Annotated in this window: 22 protein-coding genes and 1 other RNA gene; 19 read left to right on the top strand and 4 right to left on the bottom strand. The window is 49.4% G+C overall.

Going from position 1 to position 23,089, the window contains the following annotated elements; all coding sequences use genetic code 11:
• The first annotated feature begins 114 nt into the window (after nt 1–114).
• The 4 genes from BN2373_RS00180 (at nt 115) to BN2373_RS00165 (ending at nt 4,440) form a co-directional block, all read left to right on the top strand.
• Nucleotides 115–1,089, top strand: coding sequence for an ABC transporter ATP-binding protein (locus BN2373_RS00180; protein WP_053942186.1), 975 nt, complete (start codon nt 115–117; stop codon nt 1,087–1,089).
• A complete protein-coding gene (locus tag BN2373_RS00175) occupies nt 1,082–2,245 on the top strand; it encodes an ABC transporter permease (protein WP_162200029.1) in 1,164 nt (387 codons plus the stop codon). The genes BN2373_RS00180 and BN2373_RS00175 overlap by 8 nt, the downstream gene beginning before the upstream one ends.
• Complete coding sequence (locus tag BN2373_RS00170; protein ID WP_053942184.1) at nt 2,232–3,413, top strand: ABC transporter permease; 1,182 nt, start codon at nt 2,232–2,234, stop codon at nt 3,411–3,413. The genes BN2373_RS00175 and BN2373_RS00170 overlap by 14 nt, the downstream gene beginning before the upstream one ends.
• 121 nt (nt 3,414–3,534) lie before the next feature.
• Nucleotides 3,535–4,440 carry a PPK2 family polyphosphate kinase gene (locus BN2373_RS00165; RefSeq protein WP_053942407.1) on the top strand — a complete coding sequence of 302 codons (906 nt, stop codon included), beginning with the start codon at nt 3,535–3,537 and terminating at the stop codon, nt 4,438–4,440.
• Between the two features lie 131 nt (nt 4,441–4,571).
• On the opposite strand, the gene BN2373_RS00160 is transcribed toward BN2373_RS00165, so the two are convergent.
• On the bottom strand, nt 4,572–5,075 hold the full coding sequence (locus BN2373_RS00160) for a DUF4342 domain-containing protein (RefSeq protein WP_053942183.1): 504 nt from the start codon (nt 5,073–5,075) through the stop codon (nt 4,572–4,574).
• Between the two features lie 254 nt (nt 5,076–5,329).
• On the opposite strand from BN2373_RS00160, the gene BN2373_RS00155 reads away from it, so the two are divergent.
• The 3 genes from BN2373_RS00155 to BN2373_RS00145 all read left to right on the top strand — a co-directional run bounded on the left by BN2373_RS00155 (nt 5,330) and on the right by BN2373_RS00145 (nt 7,975).
• Entirely contained in the window at nt 5,330–6,397 is a 1,068-nt protein-coding gene (locus tag BN2373_RS00155) for a hypothetical protein (protein ID WP_053942182.1), read from the top strand.
• A gap of 159 nt (nt 6,398–6,556) precedes the next feature.
• Nucleotides 6,557–7,444, top strand: coding sequence for a fructose bisphosphate aldolase (locus BN2373_RS00150; RefSeq protein ID WP_053942181.1), 888 nt, complete (start codon nt 6,557–6,559; stop codon nt 7,442–7,444).
• A 30-nt stretch (nt 7,445–7,474) separates the two neighbouring features.
• Complete coding sequence (locus BN2373_RS00145; protein ID WP_019134584.1) at nt 7,475–7,975, top strand: ferritin; 501 nt, start codon at nt 7,475–7,477, stop codon at nt 7,973–7,975.
• 134 nt (nt 7,976–8,109) lie between these two features.
• Here the strand turns inward: BN2373_RS00145 and BN2373_RS07730 are convergent.
• Nucleotides 8,110–9,536, bottom strand: a protein-coding gene (locus tag BN2373_RS07730; RefSeq protein ID WP_154826090.1) for an IS3 family transposase whose coding sequence is annotated in 2 segments (ribosomal slippage) — nt 8,110–8,958 and nt 8,961–9,536 — 1,425 coding nt in all. Because the reading frame shifts where the segments join, the coding sequence is not laid out codon by codon here.
• Between the two features lie 255 nt (nt 9,537–9,791).
• Between BN2373_RS07730 and BN2373_RS00130 the strand changes: the two genes are divergently transcribed.
• Complete coding sequence (locus BN2373_RS00130; RefSeq protein ID WP_053942178.1) at nt 9,792–10,424, top strand: helix-turn-helix domain-containing protein; 633 nt, start codon at nt 9,792–9,794, stop codon at nt 10,422–10,424.
• Between the two features lie 53 nt (nt 10,425–10,477).
• On the opposite strand, the gene BN2373_RS00125 is transcribed toward BN2373_RS00130, so the two are convergent.
• Nucleotides 10,478–11,128, bottom strand: coding sequence for a TIGR01906 family membrane protein (locus BN2373_RS00125; RefSeq protein ID WP_053942177.1), 651 nt, complete (start codon nt 11,126–11,128; stop codon nt 10,478–10,480).
• Nucleotides 11,129–11,223: 95 nt separating this feature from the next.
• Here BN2373_RS00125 and BN2373_RS00120 point away from each other — a divergent pair, with 95 nt between their 5' ends.
• From BN2373_RS00120 to BN2373_RS00090, 7 genes are read left to right on the top strand one after another with little or no spacing between them, the layout of a single operon-like run.
• On the top strand, nt 11,224–12,573 hold the full coding sequence (locus BN2373_RS00120; RefSeq protein ID WP_053942176.1) for an MATE family efflux transporter: 1,350 nt from the start codon (nt 11,224–11,226) through the stop codon (nt 12,571–12,573).
• Between the two features lie 56 nt (nt 12,574–12,629).
• On the top strand, nt 12,630–14,315 hold the full coding sequence (locus BN2373_RS00115) for a nucleoside kinase (protein ID WP_053942175.1): 1,686 nt from the start codon (nt 12,630–12,632) through the stop codon (nt 14,313–14,315).
• A 16-nt stretch (nt 14,316–14,331) separates the two neighbouring features.
• Nucleotides 14,332–14,607, top strand: a complete 276-nt coding sequence (locus BN2373_RS00110; protein WP_053942174.1) for a chorismate mutase — start codon at nt 14,332–14,334, stop codon at nt 14,605–14,607.
• 8 nt (nt 14,608–14,615) lie between these two features.
• Nucleotides 14,616–15,368 (top strand): ABC transporter ATP-binding protein, encoded by a 753-nt coding sequence (locus BN2373_RS00105; protein WP_053942173.1) that lies wholly within the window; start codon nt 14,616–14,618, stop codon nt 15,366–15,368.
• A complete protein-coding gene (locus BN2373_RS00100; RefSeq protein WP_053942172.1) occupies nt 15,361–16,992 on the top strand; it encodes a COG1361 S-layer family protein in 1,632 nt (543 codons plus the stop codon). Before BN2373_RS00105 ends, BN2373_RS00100 begins: the two co-directional genes overlap by 8 nt.
• On the top strand, nt 16,982–18,364 hold the full coding sequence (locus BN2373_RS00095) for an ABC transporter permease (RefSeq protein WP_053942171.1): 1,383 nt from the start codon (nt 16,982–16,984) through the stop codon (nt 18,362–18,364). Before BN2373_RS00100 ends, BN2373_RS00095 begins: the two co-directional genes overlap by 11 nt.
• 42 nt (nt 18,365–18,406) lie before the next feature.
• Nucleotides 18,407–19,270 (top strand): metallophosphoesterase, encoded by an 864-nt coding sequence (locus BN2373_RS00090; protein WP_053942170.1) that lies wholly within the window; start codon nt 18,407–18,409, stop codon nt 19,268–19,270.
• Between the two features lie 416 nt (nt 19,271–19,686).
• Here BN2373_RS00090 and ssrA read toward each other — a convergent pair.
• Nucleotides 19,687–20,036: a transfer-messenger RNA gene (gene ssrA, locus BN2373_RS07580) on the bottom strand.
• Nucleotides 20,037–20,139: 103 nt separating this feature from the next.
• On the opposite strand from ssrA, the gene ybaK reads away from it, so the two are divergent.
• From ybaK to BN2373_RS00070, 4 genes are all read left to right on the top strand, one after another.
• Nucleotides 20,140–20,622 carry a Cys-tRNA(Pro) deacylase gene (gene ybaK, locus BN2373_RS00085; protein WP_053942169.1) on the top strand — a complete coding sequence of 161 codons (483 nt, stop codon included), beginning with the start codon at nt 20,140–20,142 and terminating at the stop codon, nt 20,620–20,622.
• Between the two features lie 215 nt (nt 20,623–20,837).
• Nucleotides 20,838–21,347: a ribonuclease domain-containing protein gene (locus BN2373_RS00080; RefSeq protein ID WP_238379603.1), complete on the top strand. Its 510-nt coding sequence runs from the start codon at nt 20,838–20,840 to the stop codon at nt 21,345–21,347.
• On the top strand, nt 21,344–21,610 hold the full coding sequence (locus BN2373_RS00075; protein ID WP_053942168.1) for a barstar family protein: 267 nt from the start codon (nt 21,344–21,346) through the stop codon (nt 21,608–21,610). The genes BN2373_RS00080 and BN2373_RS00075 overlap by 4 nt, the downstream gene beginning before the upstream one ends.
• Nucleotides 21,611–21,627: 17 nt before the next feature.
• Nucleotides 21,628–22,986 carry a CapA family protein gene (locus tag BN2373_RS00070; RefSeq protein WP_053942167.1) on the top strand — a complete coding sequence of 453 codons (1,359 nt, stop codon included), beginning with the start codon at nt 21,628–21,630 and terminating at the stop codon, nt 22,984–22,986.
• The last annotated feature ends 103 nt before the right edge of the window (nt 22,987–23,089 follow it).

Genomic DNA, 23,089 nt, shown 5'->3' with positions numbered 1-23,089 from the left:
CCTGACATTTGTCACATCCTTTTGTGACCTTTTGAACTGGGCAGGGGGAGTGGGGCCTCGATATAATGACCATGAATCCACCGTCAACAAATTTTGAGCATAAAGGGGGCAAGGATGAAAGATGCAATCAACCATCCCGAAGAAAGAAGCAAGGCCATTGAAATTGAGGATTTGGTCAAACGCTACAAGGAACTGGTGGCCATCAACCACCTGTCTTTAACCATCCAAGAGGGGGAGATCTTTGGACTCCTGGGACCCAACGGGTCCGGCAAGTCCACCCTCATCCATTCCGTTTTGTCGCTTCTCTCCTACGATCACGGGAAGATCCGGATTTTTGGCCAGCCTATGCATCCGGACGCCTTAGCGATCAAAAAGGACATTGGCCTGGTCCCCCAGGACATCGCCCTCTATGAGGAGCTGACCGTTTTTGAAAATATCGACCTCTTCTGTGGTCTCTATATTTCCGATGCCAAGAAGAGGCGGGATTTGGTGGATGCCGCCATCGCCTTTGTCCACCTGGAGGATTTCCGAAAATTCCGTCCGGCCCAGCTTTCCGGCGGGCTTAAGCGTCGGCTCAACCTGGCCTGCGGGATCGCCCACCAGCCCAAGCTCATCTTTCTGGATGAGCCGACCGTGGCCGTTGACCCCCAGTCCAGAAATCAAATCCTGGAAGGGATCAAGGAGCTCAACCGCCGGGGGGCGACCGTGGTCTATACCACCCACTACATGGAGGAGGTGGAATTCCTTTGCGACCGTCTGGCGATACTGGACCACGGCCAGATCATTGCCCAGGGAACCATCGATGACGTTTTAGCCATGTCCTCGATCGGGGAGACCATCGAAATCGTCTCCTTCGATTTGCCCCAAGGCTTTATTGACGAGGTCAGGCAGGATCCCGAGGTCCTCACTTCTTCTTTCCATGAAGGCAGACTCAGCTTAAAGATGAAGGCCGGATCCGACCGGCTCATGAGCCTGATCCACCGGATGGAGGAGGAAGGGATCAACCCGCTTTCCGTCACTTCCCGCCGTCCTTCCCTCAACGATGTCTTCCTGGAAATCACCGGAAAGGAGCTTCGTGACCATGCTTAGAATGATGTCCTACAGTGTGAAATCTTTCCTGCGAAGTAAGGACTATATAATCTGGTCGATCATTTTTCCTCTGGCCTACTTCACTATCTTTTATTTTGCCCTGGGCAACCTGGCCAGTAAGGATTCCACCCGCTTTCCCAAAATCGAATTGGGCATCGTGGTCCAGGAAGAGGCGGACCAAAAAGTCGCTGACGTCTTTGAAAGCATTGACTTTGTTGAGGTCAAGAGAACAGATAAGGACTTAAAGGTCCTAAAGGATGCCTTGCGGGAGGATGAGATTAAGGCCCTGGTCTACCCGGTGGAAGAAAAGGGAAAGCGGAAGTGGGACTTTCTCCTGGGTTACTCCAATCCCTATCCGGCAACCGTGGTCAGGGAGGTCCTTCAGCAGATGAACTCCATTCCTGCCTTAGAAGAAGCCATATCCAGTGGGATTCGGGATGGCCACCTGGCCATGCCGGATAGGACCATGGCCCAGGGGATGAAAGAGGACCGGCCATTCCAAGGAGTCGAGGTCACGTCCAAACAAAAAGGAGTGGAAGCTTTCTACCAATACTTCTTCGCCGCCCTGGCCTATCTCTCCTTTTTCCCCATCCATGAGGGATTACAGGCAGTCTCCCAGGTCGAGGCCAACCAGACTCCGCTGGCCCTCCGCCGCCTGGCCGGCCCCAAGTCCAAGTGGCTCCTTTTTCTCACGGACATGGTCCCCTTGATCTTTTTCCAAATGATCATTATCACCATTGCTTATTATTACTCACAATTTTTGGGCCTTGATTATGGAGGCCACCATATCGAAAACCTCATCCTTCTGTGGTTGGGAACGGCGGCCGCCATCCTCTTTGGAACGGTAGCCGGAAGTCTTCTGGGGAAAAATCAGAAGCTGGGTAATGCCCTGGGCATCGGCCTCCCCCTCTTCTTCGGCTTTCTCTCCGGCATGATGGGGGAGGGAATCATCCCTATCGTCCAGAAAAGTCCCATTCTCTCCGTGATCCAGTCGGTCAACCCCATCGGTATCGTCTCTCAGGGGCTCTATATTCTCAAGTTGGAGGGGCCGACCGATCGCTATCTGGCCACCATCAGCCGCCTATCCCTGGTCTGCCTGGTCCTCTTTATCTTCACCTTGGTCTTTGTGAGGAGGAAAAAATATGAAAATCTTTAAGCTCTTTTTCAAAATCGTCTCCCGCAATAAAGGGGTCTTTTTCCTCTATTTTGTCATCTTCCTTTCCCTGGTATTTTTGACCACCAAGGTGACCAAGCAGGACAAGGTGGTGGAATATACCCAGGCAAAAATTGTCCTTGATGACCAGGACCAAACTCCGCTTTCCAAGGGGCTGGTCGACCTCTACCGGATGAAGGACACCGTCATCGATAAGACCCTGACCCGGCAGGAGATGGTCGACGGGGCCTATAATTATGAATTTGCTCTGGGCCTCATCATCCCCAAGGGATTTTCAGACAGCTTCTACAAGGGGGGCCAGCCTTCCCTTGAAGTGGTGGGCAACCTCTATGAGAAAAACCAGGTCCTGGTCCAGGCCCAGGCGGACCAATACCTTTCTTTCATCCGAGTTTTTCAAGCCACCCAAAAGGACCCTCTGGATGCCGATGGAGAAGACTATGCCATCCGTCAGAGCTTGAAAATTGCTGATTCCCAGCCCCTGGGCAAAATTCTTGACGAAGAGGGCCGCAACGACGCCAAGGCGGTAGCCTTCATCGGCCCCCTGGGCTTCATGGACTACGGGATCCTGTCCATGGCCCTGTCCTTTTTGGGCATTGCCATCATGGCGATTGAAAAGGACACGGTCCGAAGAAGGATACAAATATCGGGATATTCGGAGGTCCGCACCCTGGGTGAGATCCTCCTGGCCTCTTTTCTTCTCATGTCGGTTCTCTGGCTATTTTTCTTGGTTACCCTGACCATAATCGAGGGGTCCCTTGACCTTTATGGACGTCCCCAGATCCGTTGGGCCCTCCTGTCCTCCTTCGTCCATATGCTGTCCGCCACCAGTCTTTCCCTCTTCTGTGTCTACCTCCTCTTCCAAAAGAGGTCCTTCAAGTTCTTCCAGACCATCTTCACCCTCCTGGTGGCCTTTGCTTCCGGGGTATTTATCGACCGGTCCTTTGTCGATACCAGGCTCCACGCCATGTCCTCCATTTTTCCAACCTATTGGAACATTGAAGCCATTTCTGATTCGGTCCAATCCACCCACTTCGGCCCGACCCAGGTCGCTTCCTTTGAGCGATCGATCCTGGTCATGGTCCTCATGATGGCGGCTTATTTTGTCCTCACCCTGATCCTCCGTCGCTACCGCCTCCGCCCCCAAAAATAGGGAAGAAATGGATTTCCAAAGACCTTTCCATTTGGTATACTGGGAAAAAGAGTGGACGTCAAAAAAGGGGACCCCATCCCGGAAGGAGGGGTCCTTTTCTGCAATCGGAAAGGAAGGTCTTATGTCTACAATGTGGGATCAATTTCGCGTGAAAGAGGGCGACAAGGTCGACCTGAAAAAATGGGACACCTCCTATAAGGGAGATCTGACGAAAGAAGAAGTTTATGACCATCTTCTTCCGGACAACGGGGAGGCCTTCAGGGAGGCGCAGGAAGTCATGTATGCTGACAACCAGCACGGCCTTATCATCGTCATCCAGGCCATGGATGCCGCCGGGAAAGACGGGTTAATTAAAAAAGTCTTGACCTATATCAATCCCCAGGGACTCAAGGTTATCCCCTTCGATGAGCCCACAGCGGATGAGCAGGACCACGACTACCTCTGGCGGTGTAACCAGGCCTTGCCCCGGCGGGGGGAGGTGGCGGTCTTCAACCGGTCCCACTATGAGGATGTCCTGGTCACCCGGGTCCATAACCTTTTGGAAGGGTCCCAACTTCCGGACCGCCTGGTGGATAAAAAAATCTGGTCCCGCCGCTACAAGCAGATCCGGAACTGGGAAGAATACCTCGAAGAAAACGGCTTCCATATCTTGAAGTTCTTCCTCCACGTCTCCAAGGATGAGCAGGCCGAGCGTCTCCTGGAGCGGGTGGTCCAGCCCAACAAAAACTGGAAGTTCTCCTCTTCGGACATCCGGGAGAGGAAGTACTGGAAGGAATACCAGAAGATTTATGAGGAGCTCATGGAAGAGACGTCAACGGATGGGGCCCCCTGGTTCATCATCCCGGCCGACCGGAAGTGGTACACCCGCTACGTCGTCTCGGAAATCCTCAAGGAATTCTTCCAAAAGCTGGATATAACCTATCCCAAACTGGCCAAGGAAGAAGAAGATCTTCTTGCTGATGCAAAAGAAAGCCTGATGAAGGACTTGGGCCTGAAAGAGGAAGATCTGGATAAGTATAGGGGATAGGGCTTCCGACCCTGATAAACTTTTCAGTCGCTAAAATATCAGGGCTTCCAACCCTGACAATTTCATTATTCTAAGAAATAGCAGGGCGATTATTGGCCCTGCTATTTTTGTGATTTACTAATTTATCAGAGTCAATCTTCCTTATGGATGTCGATATAGTAATCCCAGGACCGCTTGATATTGTGGGCTTCATCTTTCACCTTCCGGTTGATGTTTACTTCCCGGCCGTCTTTGAGCCGAACGATGATTTCGTAGTCGGTCAGTATGGCTGCGCCGATGCCCAACAAAGCCAGCTGGGGGAGGACGATGGCTCCGATGGCGCCCAAACTGGAGGCAATATTGAGGATTTCTTTTTCTCCCTTGCGAACGATGAGGTTGGTTGCATTTAAGGTATGGAAAGCATCACGAATCGTAGAAATGATGGCATCGAGGGTGATTTTGTCTTCTTTCTCCCCCTCGCTTCTTTTTTCGTTCCCCTCTTGTTCTTTGTTGGGGACAGGGATCTTTCTGGCCTTTTCTACATATTCCTTGGCCAGACTCATGTCACCGCCGGCTTCTTTTAGAGCCCAGGCAGAGAGTTCGTATCCGGCACCTGTTTCTTCCATCAGCTGTTCAACTTGGTCTAAAGTAATCATTTCAGCTCCCTTCTATAAATATTATCTTCATTAGCAGGCTATATTACTGCATTCATTCTTACCCTTATCACTTCAATCTTCTTTATCAGTTGATCATATTTCCTTGTATAAATCATGTTTTTGAATAGAGAGAAAATTACTTGGGTATAGATAAGTCTATCGAGTGAGGAAACTTCTTTCCTTATTCTTGTTACTCGCTATCCTTTCACCTGTGGAGGGTTCAGCTAATAATCATGATGCAATTGGAGGAATTTATGACTCAACAAAATCAAAATTTTTGGCAACGCCATTTCATGGCTGATGAAGCCGGAAAGAACCTTTCCTGGGGTTCAGTATTTGCAGGAACCATTGCTTTTTTTGCCAGCTTTTTACTGCTCAATCTCCTGACTACGGCTTTTGGTCTGGGAATGTTTGATCCGACTTCAGCCAATCCTATGGAAGGCGTAGGAACAGGGACGATGATTTTCTTTGTCCTTTCTTTGGTGATTTCCATGTTTGCAGGCGGCTTTATTTCGGGACTCGCCAGTCGTTATGCCGGTGGGATCCATGGATTTCTAACCTGGGCCCTTGCGGTCGTTATTAGCCTGGTCCTTATTGTTACCGGTGCTGCCAGTGCCTTAGGTATGGCCGGTAACGTGGTCGGCTCTGCTCTCGGAGTTGCCGGTGATGTTGCCGGTGGAGTAGCTTCCGGTGTAGGCAGTGCTGTTCAGCTCGGTGGAGAAGCGGCAAATAAGGCACTTGGTGAACTTGACCTCGACCTCTCCGTTGATACAGAAAAGGTTCAGGGAAATGCGGAAAAGTTCCTCAAGGACACCGAGGTGAAAGAACTTCAGCCTGATTATCTCCAGGGTCAGATGGATGAAGTAAAGGAAGAAGTCCAAGCCGCTATTGATACGGTAAAGAAAGATCCGGATCAGCTTAAGCCTGCCTTAAAAGATCTTTCCACATCCATTGAAAAACGGGTTAAGACCATTACGACTTCCGTTGATCGTGAAGATTTAACGAAAGCTGTGGCTGCCAATACGGAGATGTCTCAAGAGGAAGTGGAATCTCAGGTCGATAAGATCGAGAAAGATATGAAAGAAGCACAGAGTCAGGCTGAGGCACGCCTTACTGACCTTCAGAAAGCCATTGATGAAGTCCCTGCCAAGATCGATCAGGCCAGCCAGGAAGTGGCTGAGACGACCAACGAAGCCACTAACGCAGCATCATCGGCTGCCGTCTGGGCCTTTATCGGTCTACTGCTTGCCCTCATCGTCTCTGTTGCCGGCTCTGTCCTCGGAGTAAAAACGACTCGTGGATCTGAACGAGTTCTTTCTTAAACCGAATTAAGACATGGTTTACCGCCCCGACCAACCAACTCGGGGCGGTATTTTCTGTTTATCAATCCACGTGGTAGCTCATGCTTTCCTTGGGTATAATTAAAGAGAATTTAGAGGAGCTAGTCGACCAATTGAACGGATCTGAGAGGAGCAATACTCATGAATGAAAAAATGCTTGCACAGATGAAAAGTGGTAAAGGCTTTATTGCCGCCTTGGACCAATCCGGCGGTTCAACCCCCAAAGCCTTAAAAAACTACGGGATTAGCGAAGACCAATATTCTTCCGAAGAGGAAATGTTCGACCTCATTCACAAGATGCGGTCACGCATTATTACCAGCAAGGTCTTTACCAATGAACGTATTTTAGGGGCCATCCTCTTCCGCAAAACCATGAACTCCAAAATTGAAGGCAAGTATGCAGCAGAATATCTTTGGGAAGAAAAAGGCATCGTTCCTTTTTTGAAGGTGGATGAAGGAATGGAAGCGGAGAAAAATGGCTGCCAGCTGATGAAACCGATCAAGAGCCTGGATGAGCAGATTAAAGAAGCCAATGAACACAAGGTCTTTGGAACTAAGATGCGTTCCGTCATTGGTGCGGCTAACCGGGAAGGGATCGCCGAAATCATCCGTCAGCAGTTTGAAGTGGGGAAGAAGATCTTTGATGGCGGCCTGGTTCCCATTCTTGAGCCTGAAGTGACCATCACCATCCCCGATAAGGCGGAAGCTGAGGAGATCATGCTGGAGGAGATCCAGAAGAACCTGGAGGCCCTGCCTGAAAAATACCAGATTATGTTCAAGTTCTCCCTGCCGACCAAGGAGGGCTTCTTTGATGAATTGGCAAAGCATCCCCAGGTTGTCCGGGTGGTTGCTCTTTCCGGCGGCTATCCGATTGATGAAGCCAATGAATTGCTGTCCAAGAACTCCGGCATGATTGCTTCTTTCTCTCGTGCCCTCTTAAATGACCTGTCCGCTCAGCAGAGTGATGACGAATTTGATGCAAAATTGGATGAGGCGATCGAGAATATTTATCAGGCCTCTATTCAGTAGGATGTAAGGATTTCTTAGAAAGGAATACAAATGTTAGAACTTAAAATGTCAGATCAGTTGCTTGCTGCCTTTAATAAGCAGATTCAGATGGAACTCCAGTCCGCTTATATCTACAACGGGATGCGGATCTACCTGAAGGACCTGGGCCTTCCCGGAGCCACCCATTGGATGACCCTTCAGACCCACGAAGAAATTCATCATGCGGAAGACTTCATCGATGTGGTCCAGGAACTGGATGAACACGTTGAACTTTTCCCCATGGAAAAAGTCAAGGCCCAGTATGATTCCCCCCTTGCTGTTTGGGAAGCCGGCCTGGCCCATGAGAAGGAAATCACTGCCTCCATCCTTGAAATGCTCCAGATGGCCATTGAAGAAAAGAATTACCGGGTGGAGAATTTCCTGAGAAAGTATGTGGATGAGCAGAATGAGGAAGAAGACCACTTCCGCGGGATCATCGACCTCTTCAAGATGGCCGGCGATGATAAGGCTGCCCTCTTTAAGGTGGACGGCATTCTCGGAAAGAGAAGCTAAGTTGAGATTCTGCAGAAAGAATTAGTCATAGAAAAAGCGGGTATCCGATGAGTAGAGTGACCCCAAAAAGTTGGACCAGAGAGATAAGTACATCCTGTGCTTATCTCTCTTTTTATTTGCCTAAGGGCTAGCCCTTAGGCCGCCTGCGTTTTCCGATACTCAACCGGACTTTGCCAATTCAGTTTCTCCTTAATTCGTTCTTCGTTGTAGTAACGAATATAGTTGGTAATCGCCGATTCTAATTCTCTGTAACTCCGATAGACCTTGCCATAGTACATTTCCCGCTTCATCATGCCAAAGAAGTTTTCAATAGGTGCATTGTCATAGCAGTTACCCTTTCGAGACATGCTCTGAAAGATTTTATGCTCCTTCAATAAAGCCTGATATTCTTTCATTTGATATCCCCAGCCACGATCTGAGTGAAAGGTTCGACGATAGGGGCAGTCTTCCGATGCTTCAATAGCTGCCTTCAACGCTTCAAGCATGGTAACTCTGTTCGGTTGGGGTGAAATCTTGAAGCTGATAATCTCAAGATTATACAAGTCCATAAAAGGATCCAAATACAATTTCTTCATTTGCATCTTTCCGCCGGTATCTACTTTGTAGTACTTAAATTCCGTCGTGTCCGTAGTAATCTTTTGACACGGAACAATGCTTTCAAACCGACGATGGATAAGGTTTGGGGCAATCCGTCCGACAACCCCTTTGTAGCTGTTGTATTTACGGTATTTACGACCGAAGTTTTTGACTTGTAGTCCTAGTCGCTGGCAAAGGCGTTGGACTTTCTTTCGGTTCACTTTCCAGCCCTCCTTCACCAGCGTGGCATGAATACGACGATAGCCGTAGTTTGGATGGTTCTTCCGGATGCCTAGCATAGCTTCCTTCAGCTTTTGGTTGGGATCCGGTTTTTTCCATTGGGCCTGCCAGTACATGTAGGTTGATTTTGGAAATGGAATGGCTGCAAGAATCTCAGCTAATGGGAATCCTTCTTCTCGGAGCTTGTGGACGACTCTTGCTTTGCCTTCGTTGCCTCCTCTAGCCGCAAGCTCCTTAGCATTTCCAAGTACTTAAGCTTAATGGTTTGCATCCTTAGCTCATGTTCCAGCTCTTTGATTCGCTGGTTGGCAAGTTCCAGGTCCGTTATGTCATTAGGCGATGTTGAAGATGGTAATTTCGCCTTACTCGCCAGATCTTTTCTTGACAATGCTGGCCTCCCTTGTTGGTGTGAGAGCCCGTCAATCCCTTGTTCATGGTAGGCTTTACGCCAACTGGCAATGAGAGGGGGATTGTTTAGGCCCAGTTCATTCGCTACGTCTTGGTAAGACTTTTCGCTGGTTTCATACATGGTAATTGCCTTTAATTTAAAGTCTACACTGTATGAGCGATTATTGCGACTGCGTTTTAGACCTTCGACTCCTAAATTCTGATAAGCGTGAACCCATCTGCTGATCTGCTTGTCGGATTTCATCTGATATTTCTTGACCAGGGATTTTAACCCTATGGTTCCGGATAGATACTCTGCCACAACTTTCATCTTAAATTCTACGTTGTATTTTGCCATACAAAAACCCCCTAAAGTTGGATTATTTGGTCCAACTTTAGGGGGTCAGTTCAGAGAATGGATACCCGCTTTTTTTATTGAGAAAGTCATTTATTGTGATCGATCACTGCTTCATGAATCGAAAGAGTGATGTTATTCTCTGCTATAATCGACTAGAGGACCCAATGGAAAGACATGTTGCGGAATTGTAAAGTCTAGGTGCTGGTGTTCGAAAGGAATCCTCACTAGAATAAAAACAAAAAGGAGGATTTCCCCATGAAGTTATCGGATAAGATCGTGAGACTGAGAAAGTCTTATGGAATGTCACAAGAAGAACTGGCTGAAAAAATGAAGGTATCGAGACAGGCTATATCTCGGTGGGAAGTCGGAACAGCCATGCCTGATGCCGGCAATATCCTTCAACTAAGCAAGTTATTTCACGTTACTAGCGATTATCTCCTCAACGACGATTATCAAAGTGATGATGACTTGCCGATCATTCAGGACAAAGAAAGTGACCGGGTTCATCAGATGACGACCCTTTTCATTGCATTGGAAATCATGAGTTTGATTCTTCAATTTACTTCGATCATGATTCTGCAAAGTGCCGGGTTAAGCCTAATCAGCCTCATCCCATTTATTGCAATCATCGGAGGGTTTGAATATGGTTGGGGAAAAAGAGTCCATGAGAATAATGAGCGACTGATCTTGTTTCGGAAGCGCTTCTATAAAATATCCGCCTGGTTAGGCAGCTATTTCCCGGTCCGGCTTCTGGTGCAGAATCTGATCAATTTCTATCCCCGGCCTATCAATACCTTTGTTTTAGAAGGGATAATCTTATTTCTCTATTTCATTATAGCAGCCGGACTTTCCGCACTGGTGGAGAAAGGCAGCGGTAAAAAGAATTAAAAATCATTCCCCCGACGGTTGTCGGGGGAATTTTATTATCCTAAAAATAGTTTTCATGAATGCTTTCTTTGCAGCTTTCTCTTCAAATAGGGCTGAATCCCAAAGCGGAGAATGAGGAGAAGGAAGACCCAGATCCCTACAATCAGGAAGACCATGTTCTGAAAGAAGGTCTCCGGCAAATAGTTGATGATGGGGTCGGTGGCAGGATCAAAGATCCAATAGTCGTTGGAGAAAGCTAGCCGGTGGAAGAGGACAAAGGCCCGGTCAAAGAAAAAGACTAAGGGAAGGCCCAAGAGGAGGGGGAGGGCCAGGGAGAGGCGGAAGGTCCAGGGAAGGAAGCGGAGGTCTCTTTTTTTGTAGGCGCGAATCCCAAGGATAAGGGAGAGGAGGAGGCAGGCCAGTCCGGTCCAGAGGATGACCTGGAAGATGACCTTGACCTCGGCAAAGTGGGTGAGGGCAGGCCGGGACTGGGTCAGGCCCCGGAAGGTCAGGTCATTTTGCCCGGGGTCCAGACAGTAGTGGATGAGCCCCTCATAGTTTTTTTGGATGGTCCTTTCGGTCAAGGCATGAGAGTTAATTTTCTGGCCGGAAAAGAGGGGGTAGGTCCAGGTCTGGGTCATGGATAAGATCAGGGCAGAAGCAAAAATTCCCCAGGTCAATGCAAGGGTGAGAAGAGCTTGTTTGGAAAAAGATGTTTTTTTCATCGTGACTCCTTTTTTTCTTAATTCGCTTTATTTTACCAAGACCCCAAGAAAGGGGAAAGGTGGTATGATAATGAAGGAAAAAGAAAGGATGAAGAATGAAGGTGTTTCAGGAGAAAAAATACTATAAGCAAGTTTTTACCATGGCCTGGCCGGCAGTTTTGGAGTCTTTTTTTATCAACCTGGCCGGCCTGATTGATACTATGATGGTGGCGGGATTGGGGCCTGCTGCCGTTGCGGCTACGGGGTTGACCAACCAGCCCTATTTCGTCCTTCTGACGCCTCTGATTGCAACCGCAACCGCTTTATCTGCTCTTGTTGCCCGTAGGATGGGGGAGGGTCACCGAAGGGAAGCCAATACCAACTTTCTTTCCGCTATGGTTCTTTGTGCCCTGATCTCTCTGGTCATTACCTCGATTGCCCTTCTTTTTGCAGATCCCATCCTACAAATGGCAGGATCAAACCGGGAAACCCACGATATGGCAGTGACCTACTTCCACATCTATGCCGGTGGCTCCTTCTTCGTCAACTTCACCACGGTCATCAATGCGGCCCAAAGGGGGTCGGGCAATACTCGGATTGCTTTTACGACAAACCTGGTTTCCTCCCTGGTGAATATCATTTTCAACTACCTTCTTATCTACGGTAACTTCGGCTTTCCCCGGTGGGGAGTCATGGGGGCTGCCCTGGCTACCGTCATTGGCCAGGCCGTGTCCTTTCTCATGGCGATTTTATCAGTAACCCACAGGGACTCCTATATCCATCTGGGTTACTGTCTCCGCCGGAAGATCCGGCCCAGGTGGGAGGCCTTCCGGTCCCTCTCTTTCCTGGGCGGTCCCATTATGGCGGAGAACCTCCTCATGAGGGTAGGTTTCCTGGCGACCGCTCTCGTTGCAGCGGGATTGGGCACCGAGGCTTTTGCTGTCCACCAAGTCAACATGAACCTTCTCAGCATGGGTTTTTCTCTGGGTTTGGGTATGCAGACTGCGGCCATGACCCTGGCCGGAAAGTCCATGGGTGCCGGCAAGGAAAAGGAAGCTATTATTTTTGGAAAATCCTGCCGGGATATGGGCTATGGATTGGCCATCCTCCTTTCCCTGGCCGTCCTCTTTTTGGGCCCTGCCTTCTATCATTTTCAGTTCGCTGATGATGCCATCGCGGAAATGGGCGTTCACATCTCTTTTTATATCATCGTCATCGTCTTTTTCCAGATTCAGCAGCTAATTTATAACGGCATTCTCCGGTCTGCCGGGGATGTAAAATTTACCCTGGTGGCCTCCATGGTGTCGGTAACCCTGGTCCGAACCCTCTTTACCATCTTTTTGGTTAACTTCCTTCATTTAGGCCTGGATGGGATCTGGTTGGCCATCCTCATTGACCAGACCTGTCGTTTCCTCTTTTCCTTCTTCCGCTTCCGTCAGGGAAAATGGATTTATTTGAAAATATGATCCCTGTTTAATGACCACGTGTTTCCATATTTTGCCTGCACATGAAAGGACGACCTATGGATAATAAACCCTTAACGATTACCGTAATGACTCCCTCCCGGGTACAGGCGTTGGACCTTCCTCGAAGACCCGGTGCAACCTATGCCGATTATGCTCAGGATTTGGTGAAGAACTTTGATGGACAGGTTATTTTAGCGAAAACCGGCAACCTCCTCCATGAGCTTTCTGAAGTTGTTGATCCTGACTTGGAAGCCTTTACCTTGCTCGATACGGCAGATACGGATGGTCACCGGGTCTATATGCGGTCTCTTTCTTTTATCTTCATCCTGGCCATCAACCGGACCTTCCCCAAGGCCCGAGCGGTGGTGGAGCACTCCATCTCCGGAGGTGCCTACTGCACCATCCGCCAGGGGAATCGGCGGATGGACGTGGACTCCCGGACCCGGGACCGGATCCAGGAGGAGATGGCCAGGATCGTCGAGGCCGACATGGCCATCGAACGCCAGCTTTACTCGGTGCCGGAAGCCATCGATTTTTTCAAGGAAATCGGACGCCAGGATAAGGCTGACCTTCTCCACTACCTGAATGCCGACCATGTCGCCATCTACCGCCTGGGGGACTACTATGACTCCTTCTACGGCTATATGGCCCCTTCTACGGGCTATATTTCCACCTTCCGTTTGGAACTCTTTGAACACGGCCTGGTCCTCCTTGGACCGGAAAGGGACCAAAGGGGGGTCCATCGAAACTTTATCCCGCAGTATAAGCTGTCTGAAACGTATCGGGAGGCTGAGCGTTGGTCGGAACTCCAGAAGATCGAAGACGTCTACGACCTTAACCGCCTCCTTGATCAGGGGAAGATTGGAGAAGTGGTCCGGATGACCGAAGGTCTCCAGCAGCACAAGATTATGGAGATCGGCCAGGAGATTATTCGCCAGAACAAGCGGATTATCCTCATCGCCGCTCCTTCTTCCTCCGGAAAAACCTCATTTGCCTATAAGCTCATGAACGACCTTCGGGTCCTGGGTCTCCGCCCCCTCAAGATCTCCATGGACGATTACTACGTCGACCGGGACAAGACTCCCCTGGATGCCAACGGCTTACCCGACTTTGAATCCATTTATGCCATTGATTTGGACCGGTTTGAAAAAGACATGGACCGCCTCCTCCATGGACAGTCGGTTCCCAAGGTGATATTCGATTTTCTCACCGGCAAGTCCATCACCCTGGAGGAGACCCTCTCCCTCAGCGAAGGGGATCCCATCATCATCGAGGGGATCCACGGCCTTAACCCCCTCCTCTTGAAAAACCTGGACGACCGGTTGAAGTTCCGGATCTACCTCTCCGTCACCACCCAGATCAACCTGGATGACCACAACCGGATCCACACCACCGACCTCCGCCTCATGCGGCGGATGGCCCGCGATAAGGCCTCTCGGGGGAGGTCCGTCCGGGATACCATCATGGATTGGCCTTCGGTTCGGGACGGGGAGAAGAGGAACATCTTCCCCTACCAGGAAGAGGCGGATATTCTCTTCAATTCCTCCTTTATTTATGAGATTGCCGCCCTGAAGTTCATCATAGAGGAGGACCTTAGGGCCATCCCGCCCGAGGATCCGGCCTATTTGGAGGCCGGCCGCCTCCTGGCCCTCCTCAAGTACTTCCTCCCCATGGAGGACATTTCCGACGTGGTCAACACCTCCATCCTCCGGGAATTTATCGGCGGGTCGAAAATTGTCTGATGGAAAGGGGAAGACCATGAAAGAAAAGAAGGATAATGTCCTGGAAGCCGGTCGGAAGGAGATCGAAGAGATCGACCGGGCCATGGCCCATCTCTTCCACCGCCGGATGGAAGTTTCCCGGACCATCGGCCGCTATAAAAAGGACCGGGACCTCCCCATCCGTGACCGCCACCGGGAGGAGGTCCTCCTGGCCAATAATGAGAGGGAAGTTCCGGAGAAGGACCGGGAGGCCTACCGGGCTTTTTTTCAGGAAGTCCTGGCCCTGTCCCGGACTTGCCAGGAGAAAATATAGGAGGGCACATGGACCGAAAAGAAAGCCTGATTCAGGTCAGGGACCTGCATAAAATCTTTACCATGGGAAAAGAAAAGGTCCATGCTCTGGATGGGGTGGACCTGGATATTGGAAGAGGGGAGATGGTCTGCTTGTTGGGTCCGTCAGGTTCAGGAAAGTCCACCCTCCTCAACGCCCTGGCCGGACTTGAACGTCCCAGCAAAGGAGAGATCATCATCGGAGGGGTTCACCTGGAAAAGCTGGATGAGGAGGAAGTGACCCTCTTTCGAAGTTTGAATGTTGGCTTCGTCTTCCAATCCTACAACCTCATTCCCACCCTGACTGCCCTGGAAAATGTCAGCCTGGGTTTGATCCTAAAGGGTGTGGACAAAAAAATTAGGGATCAGGCCGCGGAAGAGATATTGTCCCGTGTGGGCCTGGGCGACCGCCTCCACCATCGACCGAAGGAACTCTCCGGAGGCCAGCAGCAGAGGGTGGCCATCGCCCGTGCCTTTGTGGGCAAGCCGGTTCTGGTCTTTGCCGACGAGCCCACGGGGAATTTGGATACCAGAACGTCCTTTGAAGTTATGGGATTGATGAAAAAGCTGATGGAGGAAAACCACCAAACCATGGTTATGGTCACCCACGATGAAGAAATGACCGTTTTTGCCGACCGAACTCTTCATATGAGAGACGGGAAGATCGAAAAAGTGGTTCACCACCATAGGCCGGAAGAGTATGTCAATGAAGAGACCGGTCCGAAGGAGGACATTCATGAATGAGAATACGCAAATCCAAGTTGTAAAGATTCTATTCTTCTGTCGAGATCAAGCCGGAAACTTCCAAGAGATTCAGGAAAATCTTGATAAAGGTCAAGAATACATGGCCATCTTCCAGGTCAGGAATACCGGTCAGACCGGCTTGATTTTGGAGGGCTTGAATTTTCAAACTTGGGAACAATTCGGTTTGGTGCCGACCGATGGAAAGGCCTTTATCGATGCAGAAAAAGAGGTCTCTCGAGTGATAAAGAGTCTGGTTCCTGTGGGGGAGAAGATTGAGGCAGGAGAGTTTAGCCTTATTCCCCTGACTTTCCTGTGCAAAGACCCTATCACTTTGGATAAAGATCAGCTTGCTAAATTGATGAAATCTTGTCTTGAGAAAATAGCTAAGCCTAAGGAAAAAACGGGTTCGGGGAAGAAAAAAGACAAAGAAAACGAAGGTAGCCGAACAGAACAAGCCCCTTCCACAGATGAACTGGTAAAAGTGCTTCAGGGAATGATTGCAAAAGGCCAAAGTTCAACAAATAAGGGGGGAAGCATGGGTGATCTGGAGGGTCTCCTTGCATCCAATGGACTGTCAAAAGGCGACTTGTCTCAGTTAGGCGGACAAGGGGCCATGCCGGGAGTCAGCGTCAATGACCTTCCTGCTATGGGAGGAATGAACGGAGGATCCATGACGGAAAAGAATAAGCCCAAGCTCATCATTTCCAATTACAAGATTGATCCGGAAATGCCCAGGGCAGGAGAGGACTTTACCCTGAATCTGGATTTCTTTAATACAAACCGGTCTAAGGCGATCCGGAACATCAAGATCACGATGAATGCGGAAGGAGCCGGCTCCTCGACCGGTTCTCTCACCGATATGTTGGGTAATTCCACCGGTGGAGCCAGCCCTCAATCCGGTTCCATCTTTATCCCAGTTAATTCCTCCAACACTTTTTACATTGAGAAGATGGCGGCGGGCAAGCACTCCTCCCAGTCAATCACTCTCAAGGCCATACCAACAGCCCCGGCACAAACCTATTCCGTCAACTTGGCTTTTGAGTATGAGGACATGGAGGGAAATCAGTATACTGCCCAGGAAGTGGTGGGCATCCCCGTTGTGCAAAAAGCGGAAATTCTCCTGGGCGACCCTGTCCTTGGGCAAGCTTATGCCGGTCAACCCATGACGGTGGACCTAGATTTTTACAACACGGGCAAGGACAATCTGACAAATTTCATGGTTAATTTGGAAGGCAGTGGCTTTACCAGCAAGGAAAGCACCCGATATTTTGTCGGGAACTTTTCTTCCGGCCAAAGTGATCACTACTCCATGGAAATCATTCCGGAAGAGGCGGACCATCTTTCCGGTCAAATCGTCCTGACCTATGAGGATTCAGCGGGACAAGTGCATGAAGAAAAGGTCCCCTTCAACAATTCAGTGGAAAGACTGAAAGAGGGGGAAAGCGTAGATGCGGCTACCGGACAAATTCTTCCTCCCCAGGAAGAAGAGAGGCATGGCGGTGGATTTTCTGCAATTGGCTTGGTCATCCTTCTTGTCCTCGCAGGCTTGGCTGTGGTCATCTTCCGTCGCCGGTCTCGGAAGAAAAAGGCCTCGGCAGAGGAGCTGAAGATCAATGAAGACTAGAGATCTGATGACCATGGCCTGGAGGAACCTCCTTCGGAGGAAGTCTCGGGCCTTTCTCACGATTTTCTCCGTGGTCATCGGCATCTTTTCCATCATCCTCATGCTCTCCTTTGGCTATGGAATCCAGATTTCCCAGGAGAACTTCCTGAATGAAATGGTCTCTTTCAATTCCATCTCCCTCTATCCTTCCAGGGATTCTTCCGGCAGACAAAGCAAGGGAAAGATCAACAAGAAAGTCCTGGACTCCATCAATAAAGACCCCCGTGTAGATGTGGTCTTAGGGAAAATCTCCCTGTCCAGTCAATTAAAGACCAATAAAAAAGGGATGGAGATATTCGGCAGTCTGTATGGTGTGGATTTCCAGGCATTGGGCAGACAAGGAGTTAAGCTGGATAACGGTCGTCCCCTTTCATCGGTAAAAAAGAATGCATTCGTGATCGACTCCAATATTCGGGTGATGGACATCAGTAAACTCGCCCAGAGATCAATAGCGGGAGCAGAGGTGAAGGATTTTTCCTGGGAGAGGGCTCGCTTTTTCATCCCTACTTCCATGAATGAAAATCCCTTAGAAGCCTATACAGGGGGAGGATCGGATAAGGTGACCGTTTCCTATGGAGGTCGTTTGGATTCTACATCAAAACTGGGGTCGAGTGCGGGCATCCCCTCCATCTATGTTGATCTCGAACTGGCGGAGACCATCCAGAAAAAATGGGATAAGTCATCTTCAATGACATCTTCCTTAGGAGAAATTTCCGGGATAAGGTCAAGGACTGGAGGAGACGGGCCTTCGACTGACCAATACTCCGAAGCTACCGTTATCGCAAAAAATATTGATGATGTGGAGTCTTTGACGGAGGATCTCAAGGACAGGTATAATCTCACCGTCTTTTCCATGAAGGAGGGCCTGGAACAGGCACAACAAGGCATGCTGGTCCTCCAGGTGGTTCTCGGAGCAATCGGCGGCGTTGCCCTCTTTGTCGCCGCCATCGGCATTGCCAATACCATGCTCATGTCGATCCAGGAACGGACCAAGGAAATCGGGGTGATGAAGGTCATCGGAGCCCAGGTGGGAGATGTGCGGAAACTCTTTCTTCTCGAAGCTGCCCTCATTGGTATCATTGGTGGAATTATTGGCATCCTGGTCACTCTTCTGGTCTCCAGCCTGGCCAACCACTTATTTATCAACTTTGCCATTTCTCAAGGGGCAAACCTGGATCTGGACAGCGGCCAATTCCTGGGTATTTCTTATATCCCGGTATGGCTTCCCTTCATGGCGGTTATTTTCTCCGCCATTGTCGGCCTTCTTGCCGGCTATCTCCCTGCCCGTCGTGCAACCAACATTTCCGCGATTGAAGCCATCCGAACTGAATAAGTTTTTTCTCCTCTTATAAGTAGCATTTGAAAAGGAGTTGCCATGGAAGAAACGTTTTATTCCATTCCCTTATCCGGCCTGACAAGGAAAACAGGGATTGAAGGTCTTCGTCTTGCTCTGTTAGCTGATTTTCACCTGGCCGACCTCAATCCGGTTTTGGCTTCTCTCCGAAAGGAAGCCCCCGACCTCATCCTCATGGCCGGGGATTTTCTTTTGGGCCGACGTCTGACCCGGTCGGATGTTCATCGTCAGATGGATGATTCTGTCCTTCCGTTTTTGTCCCAGGCTGCGGTCATCGCTCCCTCCTTCTGTTCTTTGGGTAACCACGACCGCTACCTTGAGGCCGAGGACCTGGAAAAAATGGAAGGCCGGGGTGTCCGGGTTCTTGACAATGCCTATGTTCGAAGGGGAGGTCTGGTCATTGGAGGTCTGACCTCCGGTCGAACCCTGACCTACCGGAAGGATCGGGCGGCAGTGGAGGAAAAAGAAAAATCCCCCATGTACGGCAAGCTTTATTTTTTCAAACGCTTCCTCATTCGACCGGACGATGAACCCCGGCCGGACCTCTCCTGGTTGGAGGCTTTTGAAAAGGAGGAGGGCCTAAAAATTCTCCTCTCTCACCATCCTGAATATTGGGCGGAGGAACTTGCCGACCATCCCATCGACCTCACCCTGTCCGGCCATGCCCATGGGGGCCAGTTTCGTTTCCCCTGGAAAAGGAGGAAGCGAGGTCTCTTCGCTCCCGGCCAGGGCTTTTTCCCTCGCTACACGGAGGGGGTCCACCATGGATCCCATGGAGCCCTGGTCGTCAGCCGGGGACTGGCCAATACAGCGGGTTGGATTCCTCGTTTGGGAAATCCTACGGAAGTGGTCTATCTTGAATTGGTTAGCGAGTTATCAAGGTGATGTTTTTCTATATTGGGGCCTTGTTCTCGTCATAGTAGTGGTGATTTTCAATTTTTTGCAAACCACCACTATAAATTTAGGGGCATCATAGTGTTGGTTCCTCGATTTTTGGCGAATCACCACTATTTTGGACCGAAAATAGTAGTGTTGGTTTCTTAATTTTCGGCTAACCACCACTATTTCGGATCAAAAACAGTAGTGTTGGTTTTTCAATTTTCGAGTAACCACCACTATTTTGGGCCGAAAACACTAGTGTTGGTTACTCAATTTTCAGCGAACCACCACTATTTTATGGTCGAAGTCTGCACTTTCATCTGCGCAATAGGATAAGGAGCGGAAATCCCCAGTAAAACAAAACCGCCGAAGGGACTTGGTGACAAGCCTCCTCGGCGGTTTTGCTCTTATAGGGTTTCTATCGATGGAGATGGCGGGAATCGAACCCGCGTCCAGAAACTCATTCAAAAGAACTTCTACGAGCGTAGTTTATTGAATTTGATTCCCGGGTGGCTAAGCCAATAAACAAGCCAAAACACCCGGTAGCTTCATTGATCCAACTTGTGGGCAAAGCTTAGCACAAGAAGTTTCCCGACATGGTTGAGGCCAGTCCGTATGTTACGGGTCCATCCGGAGGGCCGGCTGCTTTTAACTAAGCAGCGTAAGCTAATTCGTTATCGTTAGCAGTTAAATTTAGTTGCCTTTTTAACGTCAACTGCCTGACGGCTCGCTTATCTTTCTTCAAAATCCCTGTCGAAACCAGGGCATCCCCGTAAAGCAAATCGGGTCAAATTCCCGACCCTTCCTTTCCATTGTAATGGATTTATGGTTATTATAACAGAGAATCGTGTGCAGATTGCAAAGAAAGGAATACTATGGCTAAAAAAGAAAAAACCAATGCCTGTCGCCTATTGGACCAAAAGAAGATTCCTTATGATCTTCATCCCTATTATGACAGTGGAGCGGTTGGCGGAGAAGAAGTAGCCTCCATCCTGGGCGAAAACCCCGATCGTGTTTTTAAGACTCTGGTTCTTGTGGGCAAGTCCAAGGAACATTATGTTTTGGTCATTCCTTCCAATGAGAATGTGGATTTGAAGAAGGCAGCCAAGGTATTAGGAGAGAAGTCCATCCAAATGATTCCCCAGAAGGACCTTGAACCTCTGACCGGCTATATCCATGGGGGCTGTTCACCGCTCGGCATGAAAAAGATCTTTTCCACCTACTTTCAGGAAGAAGCGGTCAATTATCCGACAATTTATCTCTCCGCCGGTCGGGTAGGTCTTCAGATGGAAGTGTCCATACAAGATTTGAAAAAGGTCCTCAACTACCGCCTGGCCGACCTTGTTGCCAAAGAGTAAGTCACTTTTCCCCGGATCTTGATCTCCCCTTCATAGGATTAACCGACTAAGGCCAGGATGTTTGGGTAAAAAATAACTAGATATACACTCATCATGTTAAGTCTAAAAAGTTTTTACCGGATTAATTTTTCTGAATCTGAGGAAATGGAGTTTACGTTTTGAGGGGCATAAAACGAGCAATCGATTCCGGTTTATCTTCCTGTCAAGAAAAGGAAGTGAGGAAAAGGAAAGGGAAGGACCCTTGGCCAAGATTTTTGGTCAGCTTTTGCCTATTCCTTCTCATTTTCTCCCTTTCCGTCTGCCGAAATAATGAAAAGTCCAGTAATAAGGAGCCTTCTTATCCCGGAATCCCCCAAGTCATTTTATATGGAGGCACTCTTAGAGAAGGCGAGGAATATAGTCGGTTAGAAGATGTAGCTTTATACGTCCGCCAATACGGTGAACTTCCTCCCAACTACATCAAAAAGGGAGAAGCCATGGCCGGTCGTTGGAAAACTTTTGATGCACCCGGGGCCATCATTGGCGGAAACACTTTTGGAAATCGGGAAGGGCTGCTGCCCAAGAAGAAGGGAAGAATCTACTATGAGGCCGACATTATGGCCGGCTATACGAACCACAGGGGTCCTGAGCGTTTGATCTATTCCAATGATGGCTTAATTTTTTATACTGAAGATCATTACGATCATTTCGTTCAAGTCATCCCCAAAGAAAGGAGCCCAAAATGAAACGATATGTCCTGTGTGGAAAGTACTTTCAGGACCGGGAAAGTGCCTTCCGCTATATGAAAGAAATCTTTGGATTTCCAGGGTATGCGGGTCATAATTTAGATGCCCTTTGGGACCTTCTTCGAGATGAACCTGACCGAGACATTGAAATTACCCAAGCCCGTTTCATCGTTCGCCAAATGGGTGACTACGGAATCTCTCTACTCGATCTATTTGGCGACCTTCAAGCGATTGAAGGCTTTAATATTCATATTTATTGGTAAAAAGGAGACGTGTGTTGATGAAAGATAGCGATATTTATCGAGGCCTTTACCGAAAGGAAGGGAAGGGGGAAAAAACCTCTACCGGGACCCTGCGCAAGCTTATCCTCGCCCTCATCACCTTTTCTCTGGTTTTTTTGGTCGTTTTCTCGGTAGGACCTTTTCAAGGCGGAAAAGGCACGGTAAAGGCTCCGGCAGGTCCTCAGGAGAAAGGCCCCATTGAAGAGGCTCACCCCGGTTCGGAGAATTGGCCTTCCGGAAATGATAATGCTCTTTTTCCCAAGCAGGAGGAAGAAAAGGGATCGATTATCCGGGTTAAAGCAACCGGAGATATTATGCACCACATTGAGCAGGCCCAACGGATTGACGGAGATTTGGAAGAAGCCAAACGTGAGTTTGCTCTTATCGCTGATTATCTTTGTGATGCCGATCTGACTTTGGCTAATTTTGAATCCTCCCATGATTCCGATAAACCCGCCTCCGGCTACCCCATGTTCAACACCCCCGCCACCATCTTTCCCGCCATGAAAGATGCCGGCTTCGACGTCCTCTCCACCGTCAATAACCATACTCTGGATATGCGGTTGACCGGGGTGGACCAGGTCCTGGACCTCATGCGGGAAAATGGCCTGATCCCGGTGGGGACCCGGAAGGAAGGGGAGAAGGATCGCTTCATCATCATGGAAGTGAATGGGGTTAAGATCGGGATTCTCGCCTATTCCTACGGCTTTAACGGGATTGAAAAAGCCTACGACAAGGCCCTCCTGGATGAACGACTGAACTTCATGGAATCTGACCGGATCAAGGAGGATATCGAGGCCTGCAAGGCCCAGGGAGTCGACTTCATCATCGGGTCCATCCACAACGGGATTGAATACCAGACCCGGGAAACCCAGGCCATGCGGGAGAACTATAGGCAGTATGCCGAATGGGGGATGGATGCCATCATCGGAAACCACCCCCATGTAGTGGGCCCTTTTGAGACCTACCGGGCCCAGGATGGCCGGGACTGCTTTATTATTTACGCCTGCGGGAATTTCATCTCCCAGCAGCGTTATGAGGTCTTCGATGACTACCGGGTGGAGCATGGGGTCGTGGTCGATATGGCCATCGAAAAAAAAGGAAGGGACCATGCCCGACTGGTGTCCGTGGACTTTGCTCCTCTTTGGGTTCGACTGACCCGGGATGACAAGGGCTTAAACTACCAAACCCTCTCGGTGGAGGACTATCTTAAGAATCCGGATAAGAAGGCCCAACTCAGCGACAACGAAGTCAAGCGGGTGGAAGAAGCCCGGCGGGAGGTCTATGAGACCCTCTATTCCAAGGAACTACCTGAGACAGAGATCAAGGTCATGGAGAATCCCTTGGGTGAGAAATAAAACGTTTTTTTAATGCTATAATTGCCCTATAACCATTGAGGAGGTGATTGTTGGGTACCATTTTGTTGAAGCGAAGAGACCAGTGTCATATGAATGGAGGAGA

The organism is Kallipyga gabonensis, from assembly GCF_001286805.1.
Taxonomy (GTDB): Bacteria; Bacillota; Clostridia; order Tissierellales; family Peptoniphilaceae; genus Kallipyga; species Kallipyga gabonensis.
Note: the sequence above shows the minus strand (reverse complement) of the source record. Positions and strands in the feature narration are given on the sequence as shown.